The 13,386-nt window shown below is 63.2% G+C and carries 8 protein-coding genes; 5 read left to right on the forward strand and 3 right to left on the reverse strand.

Features of this window, described 5'->3' with window-relative positions; translation table 11 throughout:
• Positions 1–6 precede the first annotated feature (6 nt).
• From EGJ68_RS05735 to prsK, 3 genes are read right to left on the reverse strand one after another with little or no spacing between them, the layout of a single operon-like run.
• Positions 7–3,390, reverse strand: coding sequence for a VanZ family protein (locus EGJ68_RS05735; protein ID WP_123033526.1), 3,384 nt, complete (start codon positions 3,388–3,390; stop codon positions 7–9).
• Between the two features lie 15 nt (positions 3,391–3,405).
• Positions 3,406–4,764 carry a PEP-CTERM-box response regulator transcription factor gene (gene prsR / locus EGJ68_RS05740; RefSeq protein ID WP_123033527.1) on the reverse strand — a complete coding sequence of 453 codons (1,359 nt, stop codon included), beginning with the start codon at positions 4,762–4,764 and terminating at the stop codon, positions 3,406–3,408.
• A gap of 11 nt (positions 4,765–4,775) precedes the next feature.
• Positions 4,776–6,881 carry an XrtA/PEP-CTERM system histidine kinase PrsK gene (gene prsK, locus EGJ68_RS05745; protein WP_123033528.1) on the reverse strand — a complete coding sequence of 702 codons (2,106 nt, stop codon included), beginning with the start codon at positions 6,879–6,881 and terminating at the stop codon, positions 4,776–4,778.
• Between the two features lie 196 nt (positions 6,882–7,077).
• Here prsK and EGJ68_RS05750 point away from each other — a divergent pair, with 196 nt between their 5' ends.
• The 5 genes from EGJ68_RS05750 (at position 7,078) to EGJ68_RS05770 (ending at position 13,340) form a co-directional block, all read left to right on the forward strand.
• Positions 7,078–8,103, forward strand: a complete 1,026-nt coding sequence (locus EGJ68_RS05750; RefSeq protein WP_123033529.1) for an SDR family oxidoreductase — start codon at positions 7,078–7,080, stop codon at positions 8,101–8,103.
• 11 nt (positions 8,104–8,114) lie between these two features.
• Positions 8,115–9,428 carry a nucleotide sugar dehydrogenase gene (locus tag EGJ68_RS05755; protein WP_123034067.1) on the forward strand — a complete coding sequence of 438 codons (1,314 nt, stop codon included), beginning with the start codon at positions 8,115–8,117 and terminating at the stop codon, positions 9,426–9,428.
• A 125-nt stretch (positions 9,429–9,553) separates the two neighbouring features.
• Positions 9,554–10,981, forward strand: a complete 1,428-nt coding sequence (locus EGJ68_RS18220) for an ExeA family protein (RefSeq protein ID WP_199227929.1) — start codon at positions 9,554–9,556, stop codon at positions 10,979–10,981.
• 143 nt (positions 10,982–11,124) lie between these two features.
• Positions 11,125–11,763: an XrtA/PEP-CTERM system exopolysaccharide export protein gene (locus EGJ68_RS05765; protein ID WP_123033530.1), complete on the forward strand. Its 639-nt coding sequence runs from the start codon at positions 11,125–11,127 to the stop codon at positions 11,761–11,763.
• Positions 11,764–11,801: 38 nt separating this feature from the next.
• Positions 11,802–13,340 carry an XrtA system polysaccharide chain length determinant gene (locus EGJ68_RS05770; protein ID WP_123033531.1) on the forward strand — a complete coding sequence of 513 codons (1,539 nt, stop codon included), beginning with the start codon at positions 11,802–11,804 and terminating at the stop codon, positions 13,338–13,340.
• The last annotated feature ends 46 nt before the right edge of the window (positions 13,341–13,386 follow it).

The following is a 13,386-nucleotide window of genomic DNA, read 5'->3' on the forward strand; positions in this document are numbered from 1 at the left end:
GCGAGGTCAGTGGCCGCGCTGCAGTTGGATATCGCCCATGTTCCGGGGTAAATACAGGGTCAGGGGCGGGTCGCCGTCCAGTGTCAGCGTCAGGGTGGCGCCGGTTGTTTCCAGCTTGGCCGCAGGTGCTGGTGTAATCGACTTGGTGGCGCTCCATTCCCCCGTGCGCATCGCCACGAGGAATTCCTGGGTTTCTGCCTGGCGCCCGGGTTGCAGCTCCAGGCGCCAGGCGCCGGGTTCGGCGCCACGCTCTTCGCGCTTGCGTTGCGCGACCGCCTGCACTGTGCCGTCCTCGTCGTAGTTCTTCTCATCGACGAAGTACTCAAGCCCGGGGCCGCCGATCGCGGTCAGGCTGGCGTCCTCCGGCAGCAGCACCCGGCCGTTTAGCGCGCCTCGCGGGCCCGACGAGGTGTGTGGCGCTGCGATACGAAAGTACGGGCCCCGCAGCTCGGGCTCCAGTTCGCTATGCAGTAACCACTTCTGTCGGAACGTGGCATCTTCCGTAGTGACCCGATCGTGGACGACGATCACGTGCGCGCGGCGGTCAAACACGAAGCTGCGCTGGTAGTGCCGAACCCGCTTGCTGCGCGCCGAGAAATCACCCGTGCCGGATGCGGCATTGGTGTAAGCCGGGGTGAGGTCCGCCACCACCCAGGACACGCCATCGGTATCGCCGTGGCGCACTTCACCGACAGTGCGGTAGTGCTCTCCTTGCTGTTGCCAGTGCACGTAATCCAGAGGCGCTGCGCGCCCCCAGCCCGAACCCACGCGCCGCTGGCCGCCATCGTTGGCGATGACACGGCTCGGCTCACCTTCGGTTTTTGACGGCATGGGTGCGTCGTCCGCCGGGTCCGTTACCGTGACCACATTGTGCGCAATGCTTTGATAGCTGTAGTTCAGGTGGTGCTCGGAGCCATAGCGGTTGTAGAGTCCACTGTCGAGCGCCAGGGGGCCGCTGCGGTAAATGGTGAAGGCGCCCTGATCGAGGTGGGAGTGCGACCAGAAGTTGTTCCCTGCGCGGAACGTGACGAAGGTGGCATCCGCTTCCCAGCTGGAGCGCGCCAGCAGCAAGCCGATGCCGTCGAACCAGCGGCTGGTGGGTTGCCGCTGCAGGGCTGTGTTATCGGCAAAGCTCGCCTGCGCCAGCGGGCCCCAGGGCCAGCCCAGTGGCACCGGTTGCTCCGGGGGGGAAGCCAGCGAATAGGCGGGGCGGTGTCCGGTCTCCAGTGCCAGGGGAGCCAGGTCGGGTATCCCGCGGCGGAAATACGCGGCATCACCGCTGCGTATATAGGTGCCATCCGGGCGCGTGCGGTGCAGCGCGAAGTCGGCAAAGCCGCGGATACCGGGTTCGCTGGCAAACAGGTCTTCCCCGGTCGCCGCGCGCCACAGGGCCGGCAGTTGGTAGATGGCCTGGCCGATGCCTATGCCGACATACTCCCCGCCTTCATGCCAGCCGCCGGTGGTCCCCATGACCTGCCGCCATACCGGGAGTACCCGGTGTCGCCAGTAGTCTGCCGTGAAGCGCATGCAGCTACCGTTGGCGCTGTCACCGTGGCTGGCGATCGCGGCCATCATCAATGCCTGCAGGGGGCTGTTGTAAAGGTACACGTTGTAGGGTGACAGGGCGTACTTGTCGGTGATGACGTGCACCTGATACGCGCAGGCGGCTTCCACTTTGGTCAACAGGCTCTGCCGTTGTGCGGGTGTCCACAACGCGTGTAGCCAGTCGTAGGCGAGGGCCAGTGGCCGGGTTTGTTCGTGCCCGCGCCAGTCCGGATCCAGTGCCATCAGGTCGCCGTGCAGGGCCTGCAGATTCTGTGAGCCGGGTTCAACCCGCGCCAGCAGAATACGTGAATACAGCGCTCCGGTTGCGGCTCGCTTGCGGTGTTGCTCCCAGAAACCCGGGTTGTGTGCGCGCAGCAAGGCGATGTCTTCAGCGTCTGGCGCCGGCAGCCGGGGGTGCTGCTGTCGCCAGTCCGGAAAGGTGGGTGCTGGCAGGGTATCAATGCTGGGCAGTGCATAGGGCGGGAGTTCATCCCGGGCCAGGAGCATGTAGAGGCAGGCCAGAACAAGCACACTGCCCAAAGCGGCGGCACTGAGCAGCAAGCGTGTTCGCCGGCCCGGGAGCTGCCGCTGCGTGCGGGCACCGCGTCCAGGCCGCACGCCGGGCTGGGCGGCGTGCGTGACGTGTTTGTCGGCATTCCCCCAGTGGTGGCCCCAGGGCCATGCCGAGGCCAGCCACCAGCCGCCTGCCGCCACCAGCGCATCGGTGAGGTCGGGGTAGCGGCCGGGTACGAACTGCTGCCACCATTCCAGGCCCAGGGTGCACGCTGCCACGGTAAACGCGAGCGCGGCTCGGGCTCCCCGGCTGCGGCTCCAGGGGTAGGTGACCCAGGCGAGGGCGATGAATACCCACACGGTTTCCAGCAGATTGACCACGCCGTACACGCTGTTGATGTGCCCGCGGAAGGGTATCCAGTTCACCGTGCGCAGGGCGGTATCACTGGCGCCCGGAAGCAGGGCATCGTGAATCTGGTAGGTAAGTAGCGACAGCAACAGCGTCCAGCGCAGGTAGCTTGGAGAGACAGTGCGCAACAACCAGAAAACGGGCACCAGGCAGGCAAGAGCCACCAGCGCCTCGGCCGACAACACCCGCCCTAACACCAGCACTTTTCCCAGCAGCACCGCAAGCAGCAGGCCGCACACCGAGATGAGCCGGCGCGGACCGGGCGAGAGAATGCTCAGTAGCAGTGTGCCCACCGCAAACAGCATCAGGGCGTAGCCGGTGACCTGGGCGCGGACCAGGGGCGTCTCTCCCAGCACCGTTGCTTTGAATGGGGCGAGACCGGCGCGCAGGTTGCCGATGTCCAGACTGGGTACCAGTGGTGCCCATTGCGCCAGCAACCAGCAACCCAGGGCCAGCAGGCCGAGCCTGCCCGCGGCTGGGTCTCGCAGCATGGTCAGTACACGCTGCCACAGGCTCCGTGAGAGTGGCAAGCGTACCGCCAGGCCCGCACCTAGCGCGCCGAGAAAACCACCGGCACTGTTCAGCAGTAGGTCTGCCAGCGAGCTGACGCGCCCCGGCAGATAGGTCTGCCCGAACTCCAGACTGGCGGAGAGCACAGCCGCGGAAACTGTTGCCAGCAGCAGGCGGCGTAGAAACGCTCCGCGCAGGCACAGCATTGCCAGTAGCCCATAGGGCAGGTACACGATAAGGTTGAGGATGAAATCCGAGCGGGCCACGCGCCGAGGCCAATCCATGGCCATGAACGCTTGCCAGCCGCCCAGGGCCCAGTCCCAGCGGTCCAGCGGAAACCAGGTGCCATAAACCAGCAGCAGGCTGTAGCCGAGCCACAGCCAGGGGAAGTGCGAGCGGATCGGCGCTATCACCGTGGCGTGCTCCGGTTACTTGAGGCCGTATTTTTCCAGCATGGTATAGAGGGTGGGCCGGGTGACACCGAGCAGCGCGGCCGCCTCGGAGACATTGTCGCCGGCGTGGCCCAGGGCACGGATAATGGCGCCGCGCTCGGCAGTATCGCGTACTTGCCGCAGGTTGAGGGGTAGCGCGTCTTCACTGGCGTCTACATCCAGCTCCAGATCCTCCGCTGTCACCTGGGAGCCGTCCGCCATGATGGCTGCGCGCTTCACCCGGCTTTCCAGCTCGCGCACGTTACCCGGCCAGCTGTAGCGTTCGATGGCCTCCAGCGCGGCGGCGTCAAAGCTGCGACCCCCGTTGCCCAGTTCACTGGAAAAACGCGCCAGAAACGCCTTGGCCAGTACGGCGGTGTCGCCGGTGCGATCTTTCAGGGCGGGAATCTTTATTGTCATTTCGCTGACGCGGTAATAGAGGTCCTCTCGAAAGCGCCCCTCCTTCATCTGCTCTTCCAGATTCTGGTGCGTTGCGCAGACGATGCGCACGTCGACGGGGATTTCCTTGCGCCCGCCAATGCGTTCCACCACGCGCTCCTGCAGGAAGCGCAGCAGCTTGGCCTGCAGCTCCAGCGGCAGGTCGCCGATTTCGTCGAGAAACAGCGTGCCCTCGTTGGCGTACTCGATCTTGCCGATGGTTTGCTGGTTGGCACCTGTGAAGGCACCTTTTTCATAGCCGAACAGTTCGCTTTCCAGCAGGTTCTCGGGAATGGCGGCACAGTTAATGGCCACCATGCGCTTGCCGGCTCTCGGGCTGAGCTCGTGCAGGGCGCGGGCAAAGCGCTCCTTGCCGGTGCCGCTCGCCCCCAAGAGCAACGTGGTAATGTCGGTCGGCGCGATTTTCTCCACCGTGCGACACACCTTCAGCATCTCCGGGCTCACCGCGATGATATCCCGCAGCGGCATGTTTTCACTGGCCTTCTGCAGGCGCAGGTTTTCCCGCTCCAGCGCGTAGACGTGGTAGGCACGGTCTACCAGCATGGCCAATAGTTCCGGGTCAGCGGGTTTCTGGTGGAAGTCCCAGGCGCCGCCGGCAATCGCTTTCACCGCGTTGGCGCGGTCGTTGTCACCGGTCACCACAATGACCTTGGTTTCCGGTGCCAGGCTCAGTACCTCGCGCAGTGTCGCCAGGCCCTCGGTGACGCCACCGGGGTCGGGCGGCAGGCCCAGGTCGAGCAGCACGACACCGGGTTCAAAGCGGCGCAGGGCGGCGATGGCTTCACTGCGGTCGCCGGCAATAGCCACCTCGTAGCCGTCGAAGGCCCAGCGCAGTTGACTCTGCAGGCCTTTGTCGTCTTCCACCACCAGCAGGTGTTTGCTTTGTGTCTTTGCCATGTCGAGTCCGGTTATTCAGTGTTGGTCGCGGGTTGCGCGCCGTCGATTGGGTGCACTTGTGAATCGGCTGCACCGGATTGCGGCAGGGTCACGCGGAAGCAGCTGCCAACCCCCGGTTCACTCTCCACGCTGATATCTCCCCCCAGTTGCCGGATGTACTCCCGGCTCTCAAAAGCGCCAATCCCCATGCCAGTGAGCCCCTTGGTGGACTCGAACGGTCGAAACAGGCGCAGCCGCAGAAAATCGGCATCCATGCCGCGCCCGCTGTCGCGTATCGCAACAACGACCTGCCCCGCGCTCGTGATGACGTCCACGTTGACCGCGCCATCGGCCGGCGTGGCCTCCTGCGCATTCTGGATCAGGTGGTTGAACACCGTGGCCAGGCGCTCACTGTCCGCTTCCACGTGCACCGCATGGGTCGGGGGTTGCAGGCTGGGTGCAGGGCGCACGCTGCTTCTGCCACTGACGACCTGTTGCAGCAGCGGCCCCAGTTCGACATTCCCTGCGCTGGCGCTGCGCAACCCGCTGCGCATCTGCTCCATCAGGCGCTGCATCCGTGCTACCGAGTTGTCGACGGTGGAGATCATATCGTCGATAAAAGCGGGATTGTGGCGGTGCTTGGCCGCATTGGACACGATAAGCGACTGCTGCGCCAGAATGTTCTTCAGGTCGTGTACAACATAGGCAGATAAACGGTTGAAGGCGTCGAACTGTCGTGCCTCCACCAGCGCCTGGCTGGCAAGGTGCTGGGCGAGGTGGCTTGCCGCCTGCCGGCCCGCCGTTTTCAGCAGGTCGCGGTCCTCCCAGTTGATGGTGTCCTTGAGTGCGGATTTGCGCAGCATCAACACGCCCTCCAGACGGTCGCGAAACACGAGGGGGATAATGAGCCAAAGGGTTTCATCCTGTTGCAGCCAGGCGGGCAGCTGCAGATCCACGTACAGGTCGGGAGAGCTGCGCCATTCCTGCAGGTTGACCACCCAATCCGTGCGCTGTAGCCAGGCGGGCAAATTTCCCAGGCCTTCATTCGCATCCTCTGGAATACTCATTTCCCAGTGTGCCAGCAAGCGCAGGGGCTGACCCTCGCTGCCGCCCCAGAGCAAACCCGCACGGCTTTCCACCAGCGGTGCCATGGTGCGAATAATGCCTTCGGCCACGTCTTCGTTCAGGCTCGCGAGCGCCCCGGTAAACTTGAGCCATTCCTCCCGGTAGTCGTAGCGGTAGCTGAAGAAGTGCTTGCTGAGTTGCACACGCAGCAGCGCCCGCAGGCGTCCGGAGAACAGCAGACTGAACAGTAGCGTTGCCGCCGCGACCAGAAACGTCAGCTGCAGCACCGTGCCCCAGCTGCCGCCCATGAATTTGAGGAAGTAGCCGATGGCCGCCATGCCCAGCAGGTAAATGCCTGCCCCCACCAACGTGACTGTGTGGAACACCACTTGACGCGACACCTGCAACTTTCCGCGCCATGAGCTGTAGCGTGCAAAGGCAATGCCCAGCGCCGGTGTAACCACGGCGTTAACCAGCCCGCGCGCCTGCCAAAGGTCGGGGTCCAGGCGGCGGAACAGCAGCGCTTCCGAATACATGAAGAAGTCCCAGGCCGCGATGGCACCGAGGCTGAAACAGAGGAATTTCAGCGACCAGCGCTCGGCTGTTGAGGCGTTGCGGTAGAGCTGCTCGACGATAAGTAGTGTGCCGAGGGCGAACGCCAGCCACAGGGCGAGAGTGGCCTCATAGCCGATTACCGAACCCAGAAGTGGCGCCAGCATGGGCGCCATCACCACAACCAACGCCAGCGCCGCGCCGCAGCAGAACAGTGGCCGCCAGTCGCGACCGCGCAGGGTCAGCAGTGCGCCGTCGGTTTGCAGGCCCAGCAGCTGCAACAGGAAATACACCCACGCGATGTTTCGCACCAGCTCAGCCACCTGTATCAGCTGCACCGGGGGATAGTCGGCCAGTGTGCCAAGGCCGACGATAGCCGACCACAGCGCGGAGGCCGTGCAGGCCAGAAACAGGCTGGTGCCCAGTGGTCGCACGCGCCATTGGAACACCAGCAGCAGTGCCAGCAGTGCGAAACTGACGGCGGCAACCAGGTAGGTAATCAGGCCGATGTTGCCTGTCATGTGCTTGTCGTACTCCCCGCGCAAACTGCCCCCGAGTCGCCGTTGGCGACCAAGGGCATGGCCGTAATGTCGTCCAGACCTTATACTCAGTGTAACGGTGTGTAAATGTCGACGCTGTATAGATGCCAAACGCCGCACACTTCAAGACTAACAACCGTGTGTGGATTCGCGTGTTCGGGATGGGGAAACGTGGGGAATGACAACACTGGAAGCAACGGAGGGCAGCCTGCGTGCAAGCCCGGCCACCTGGCTGGTGACGGGGGCGGCGGGCTTTATTGGTTCTCACCTTTGCCAGCGGCTGCTGCAGTTGGGGCAGCGGGTGCGCGCGCTGGATAACTTCGCCACGGGCCACCAACACAATATTGATGCCTTTTTAGAGGAAGCGGCCGGCGCGGGAACGTTTGAATTCATCGAGGGAGATATCCGTTCACTGGCAGACTGCAGGCGCGCGGTAGAAGGTGCGCATTACGTGCTGCACGAGGCTGCGCTGGGTAGCGTGCCGAGGTCACTGGAGGACCCCCTCCTGACCAATGCCGCCAATATCGACGGCTTCATTAATATGCTGGTAGCGGCGCGTGACGCCGGCGTGAGGCGGTTTGTGTATGCGGCATCGTCTTCCACCTACGGTGATCATCCGGGCCTGCCCAAGGTCGAGGACGAGATTGGCAAACCGTTGTCACCCTACGCCGTTACCAAGTACGTCAACGAACTCTACGCTGATGTGTTCGGACGTGCCTACGGCATGCAGACCATTGGCCTGCGCTATTTCAATGTGTTCGGCCCGCGGCAGGATCCCGAGGGTGCCTATGCCGCAGTCATTCCACGCTGGTTTGGCGAGTTGACAGCCGGGCAGCGCTGCCAGATCAATGGCGATGGCGAAACCTCACGCGATTTCTGCTTCATCGACAATGTCGTGCAGGCCAACGTGCTGGCCGCCACAGCGGATTCCCCGGAGGCGGTGAACCAGGTGTACAACGTGGCCTTTGGCGGACGCACCACGCTCAACGAGTTGTACTACGGCATACGCGACCTGCTCAGCGCGCGTCAGCCGGAACTGGCGACGCTGGAGCCGGTGTATGGGGCGTTCCGGGACGGCGATGTGCGCCATTCGCAGGCCGACATCAGTAAAGCTGGGCAGCTTCTCGGGTATACGCCTGCCTTTGACGTTGGCGAGGGACTGGCACGTACGGCAGCGTGGTTTATGGGGCAGTCTTCCAAATGAGCGATTCATCCATGCAAGAAACCGTAGCAATTGTCGGCCTGGGCTATGTGGGCCTGCCGCTGGCCGTGGCGTTTGGTCGCACCCGTCGGACGATCGGCTTCGACCTGAATACGCGCAAACTCGCGCACTACCGGGCGGGGCATGACCCCAGCGGCGAGGTGTCCCCCCAGGCACTCGCCTCCGCTTCGCAGCTTGAGTTCACCAGCGAAGCTTCGGCACTGGCCGAGGCAACTATTATCATTGTGGTGGTGCCTACCCCCATCGATCACGCCCATCGTCCCGACCTCAGTCCACTGGAGGGGGCTTCGCGCGCTGTGGCAGAGCACCTGCGCCCGGGCACGGTGGTTATCTACGAGTCCACCGTTTACCCGGGGTGTACCGAGGAAGTCTGCGTCCCGCTACTGGAGGCGGGCTCTGGCCTGAGCTGGGCGGGTCGCAGTGGCGAGGATGTGGCCGGCGACAGCGGGTTCTTCATCGGTTACTCCCCCGAACGCATCAATCCGGGTGACAAGGTGCACCGCCTGGAAACCATCACTAAAGTGGTATCCGGCGACACACCCGCAACGCTGGAGCGTGTGGCCCAACTCTACGAGACGGTGGTGGAAGTGGGTGTGCATCGCGCCGCCAGTGTGAAGGTGGCAGAGGCGGCCAAGGTCATCGAGAATACCCAGCGCGACCTCAATATTGCCTTGATGAACGAGCTGGCGATGATTTTCAACAAGCTGGGTATCGATACGCTGGATGTGCTGGAGGCGGCGGGCACCAAGTGGAATTTCCTGCCGTTTCGGCCTGGCCTGGTGGGAGGTCACTGCATCGGTGTCGACCCCTACTACCTGACCTACAAGGCGGAAAGTGCAGGCTACCATCCGCAGGTGGTGCTCGGCGGGCGCAAGACCAATGACGGTATGGGCAAGTTCATTGCCGAGCAGACCGTCAAGCAGCTGGTGAGCCGCGGCCATCCGGTGGCAGGCGCCCGGGTGACGGTGCTCGGCCTCACCTTCAAGGAGAACTGTCCGGATCTGCGCAACTCCCGTGTGGAGGATATTATCCGCGAACTGCAGGATTACTGCTGTGACGTGAGCGTACACGACCCCTTGGCCGATGCGGCAGAAGCCGAAGAAGAGTACGGCATTGAGCTGGTGACCTGGGAGGCGCTGACGCCTGCGCATGCAGTGGTGTTCGCCGTACCGCACACTGAGTATGTCGACAAGGGAATGGCGCTGGTCACGCCCATTCTGGCGCCGGGCGGTGTTGTGGTTGATGTAAAGGGAGTGCTTGACCGGAATGCGGCCGCCGAGGCCGGGCTGGCGCTCTGGCGGCTGTAAGTCAGCGGTCACGCGCCTTGAACTGGTTCACAGTACCGCAAGTCAAGGCATATGTTACCTTGCGGTACAATCCCTTTGCCTGCACCATTGGGGGCATAACGAGTAACCCGTAGAGACGCGTCGCCATGTACGACCAGTTCTACCGTTTCAATTCAGAGCCGTTCCGGCTCAGCCCGGATCACGCCTTCGCCTATGCCCACAAGGGGTACATCAAGGCGCGGGCGTACATGGCCTACGCCTTCATGCGCGAGGAAGGCTTTGTCATGGTCACCGGCCGCCCGGGTACCGGCAAGACGACCTTGGTCGGCGCCCTCATCGAGCACTTGAGCGGTGAAAACGTGCGCGTGGCCAACCTGGTGTGCAGCCAGTTGAAGGCGGACGACCTGCTGAAGCTTGTAGCCTATGAATTTGGCGTGGCGGTGGATGTGGTGGAGAAAGGCGAGCTGCTGCAGCGCCTGACCCAGCAGCTGCGTGCCTGGCATCGCGACGGGCGCCGCGCCCTGTTGATTGTCGATGAAGCCCAGGATCTCGCCGTCTCTGCGATGGAAGAGCTGCGCCTGCTGACCAATATTCAAGTCGGCGGCAAGCCATTGCTGCAGATTTTCCTGCTCGGCCAGCCGGAGCTCAGGGAGCTGGTATTGCGCCCGGAGCTGGAGCAGGTGCACCAGCGCATTGTGGCCGCCAGCCACTTGAAGTCACTCGAGCTGGAGGAGACGCGCGAGTACATCCTGCACCGCCTTGATGTGGTGGGATGGCGCGGCGATCCGGCGTTCAGCCAGGCGGTTTTCCCGCTGGTGTACAAGTTCAGCGAAGGTATCCCCCGGCGTATCAACCTGATTTGCAGTCGCCTGTTGTTGCACTGTGCGCTGGAGCAGCGGCATCGGGTCGAAGTAGCGGATGTGCGTGAGGTGATCGGCGAACTGCAGGACGAGCACCTGGCGGCGGGCGCGACCTGGTCTGAGGCCGATTTCCACGGGCTTGAGGATGTGCCGGACCCGGAACCTGCGGCGTCTGCTGATGAAGAAGACACTGCGCTGGCAGAGACCGCAGAGGCCCCGCAAGAGGCTGTTGTCAGCAACACCGAGGCTTCGCCAACGATGATGCGGGGGCGGCAGCATTTGACAGTGGTGGCAGGTGCAGCGGGTGTCACCGCCAAGCGTACCGGTACCGATGAAATGCCTGCAGAAGCAGTGCAGGTGCCGGTGGATGTCGATTTGCCATTGCCTGCGGCGGGAGCCGTTGTCGCCGCGCCTCCGGCGCACAAGCCGGAGCCGGTTGAGGAAAGCGCCGGCGCGAATCCTGAACCTGTGGCTCCCGGCGAACCCTCGGCAGAGCCCGTTGCAGCGAGGTCCGCTGCGAAGCCTGCGCAAAAAGTGGCGTCCAGGCGCAGAGATCCAGCGGCGAAACGTGCAGCGGGGCACGCTGCGCGTGCCGCTTCCGAACCGCCACGGGAACACGGCGGTGGTTGGGTCATCGGGTTTATTCTGGTGTCGTCAGTGGCTCTGGTTGCCTGGGCCGCCACCGGGTTCAGCCTCGGTTTTTTTCTGGAATAGTGGGGAAAACGGTGGGATATTGCCCATCGTGTGTGGTTACCTGTTGTTACCTTGGCGGCGCAGTCATGTGCTGTCAGGTGTGCACCGGGCATCAGTGTTACAACGAAAAGGGCCGCGAGTGGCTCGCTGAGGAGTAGAAGAAGATGAGCATATTCACCGAACTTCCAGGGGGGCGTTCGCCTGTTGCGCAGGTGCTGGCGGCGCTGATGGTCTTGATGTTGTCGGCCTGCGCGTCGCATCCCCCGGCTCCGGCCGGCGAGCGCGCCACGGCGCCGGATTACAACTACGTGATTGGCCCCGGCGACACCATGGAAATTTTTGTCTGGGGCAACCCGGAACTCACCACAACAGGTATCGTGCGCCCGGACGGCAAGTTCACTACGCGTCTGGTGGAAGACCTGCAGGCGAGTGGTCGGACGTCCACCGAGCTGGCGCGTGACATTGAAAAAGCCTACGGCGACTACGTGCGCCAGCCGGTAGTCAGCGTGATCGTCAATGGCTTTGTGGGCGTGCCGGAACAGCAGGTCAGGGTTGTAGGTGAGGCGGCAACGCCCTCCAGCGTGCCTTACCGCCAGCACATGACACTGCTGGACCTGATGATCTCAGTGGGCGGCATGACCGAGTTCGCAGCCGGCAACAAGTCGGTACTGGTGCGCACCTTTGGCGGCAAACAGGACTCCTACGGCCTGCGCCTGGATGACCTTCTGAAGAAGGGGGATATCTCGGCCAACATGTCGCTGCAGCCGGGCGATATCGTCATCATTTCCGAGAGCTGGTTCTGATGCTACGGCGGTATCGGTTGGTGGCGGAGTAGCGGTTCATGCAGGATGTGTTTGCGCAACTGGTGAGCTATGTGCTCGGGGTGTGGCGTCACCGCTGGTTGGCGCTGGCCATGGCGTGGGTGCTGGCGCTCACAGGCTGGGCCTATGTGTGGCAGATGCCGGAGTCCTACGTGGCGACGGCGCGCATGCACGTGGATACCAACTCCGTGCTGCGCCCGTTGATGCGCGGTCTCACCGTCACGCCGGATATCAATCAGCGCATCCAGATGATGAGCCAGACGCTGCTCAGCCGGCCGAACCTTGAACGGCTCGCGCGCATGACCGACCTTGACCTCGGTGCGACCAACGAGGCCGAGAAGGAAGCACTGATTAAGCGCATGCAGGAGTCCATCGGCCTGTCTGGCAGCCGTGGTAACACGTCGCTCTACTCCATCGAGGTAACGCACCCGGACAGGGAGACCGCCCGACGTGTGGCGCAGGCGCTGATTACCGTGTTCATCGAGAACTCCATGAGCGACAAGCGCGCGGACAGTTCCGATGCGCAGAGCTTCCTGCAGCAGCAGATCGCCGACTCGGAACGCCGCCTGGTGGAGGCGGAGCGCCGTCTTGCCCTGTTCAAGCAGGAGAATGTTGATGTGCTGCCAGGTGGTGGCGGTGATTATTACAGCCGCTTGCAGGAAACACGGGGTGCGTTGCAACAGGCACAGCTGCAGCTGCGCGAAGTGGAAAATCGTCGGCGTGAATTGCAGCGTCAGATAGAGGGCGAAGATCCGGTGTTCATCGCTGGAGGCTCCAGCGGCATGGTACAGTCACCACTCGACGCTCGGGTGCAATCTCTGCAAATGCAGATGGATGGGCTGCTGGCCCGCTACACCGCCAAGCACCCTGAAGTGGTACGTTTGCGTGGCCTGATTGAAGAGTTGGAAGCGGAGCGGCAGGCTGATTACGCGCGCATGCGTGAGCAACCCGGGGCGTCTTTTGGCGGGCTGGCGAGCAGCCCCGTGTACCAGGGCATGCGCAGCATGCTGGCACAAACCGAGGCGGAGGCCGCCGAGCTGCGGGTGCGGGTGGGTGAGTACGAGCGGCGTGCGGATGAGCTGGCGGCCAAGGTCAACCAGATTCCGGAAGTAGAAGCCGAACTCAAACAGCTGAATCGTGACTACGATGTCATCGCCCGGCAGCACCAGCAGATGTTGGAACGGCGCGAGTCGGCTCGCTTGTCGGGTGATGTGGAGAGCACGGGTGGGGAGGTTAATTTCCGTGTTATTGATCCACCCTTTGTACCGCGCAGTCCAAGCAAACCGAACAAGCTGCTGCTCAACGCCGGTGTCCTGGTGGTCGCACTGGGCGCGGGTGTTGGATTGGCACTGTTGCTGACTTTGCTGCACCCCATCGTCACGGATGCCCGTATGTTGGCCCACTCCACGGGGCTGCCACTGCTGGGCACCGTCACCTGGAACAAGTCGCCCGAAGAAAAGCGCAGTAGCCTCTGGCGTTTGGCAGGCTTTGTAGTGTGTGGTGGCGCCTTGTTGGTGGCGTTTGCGGGAGTGCTGGTTGTGCCGGGGGTGTTGGCATGAGGAATGGCAGGCCAGTGATGATCACAGGCAGCGCTTTGAAAGGGCG

Origin of the sequence: Haliea alexandrii (assembly GCF_003719295.1) — a bacterium.
GTDB classification, from domain to species: Bacteria; Pseudomonadota; Gammaproteobacteria; order Pseudomonadales; family Halieaceae; genus Haliea; species Haliea alexandrii.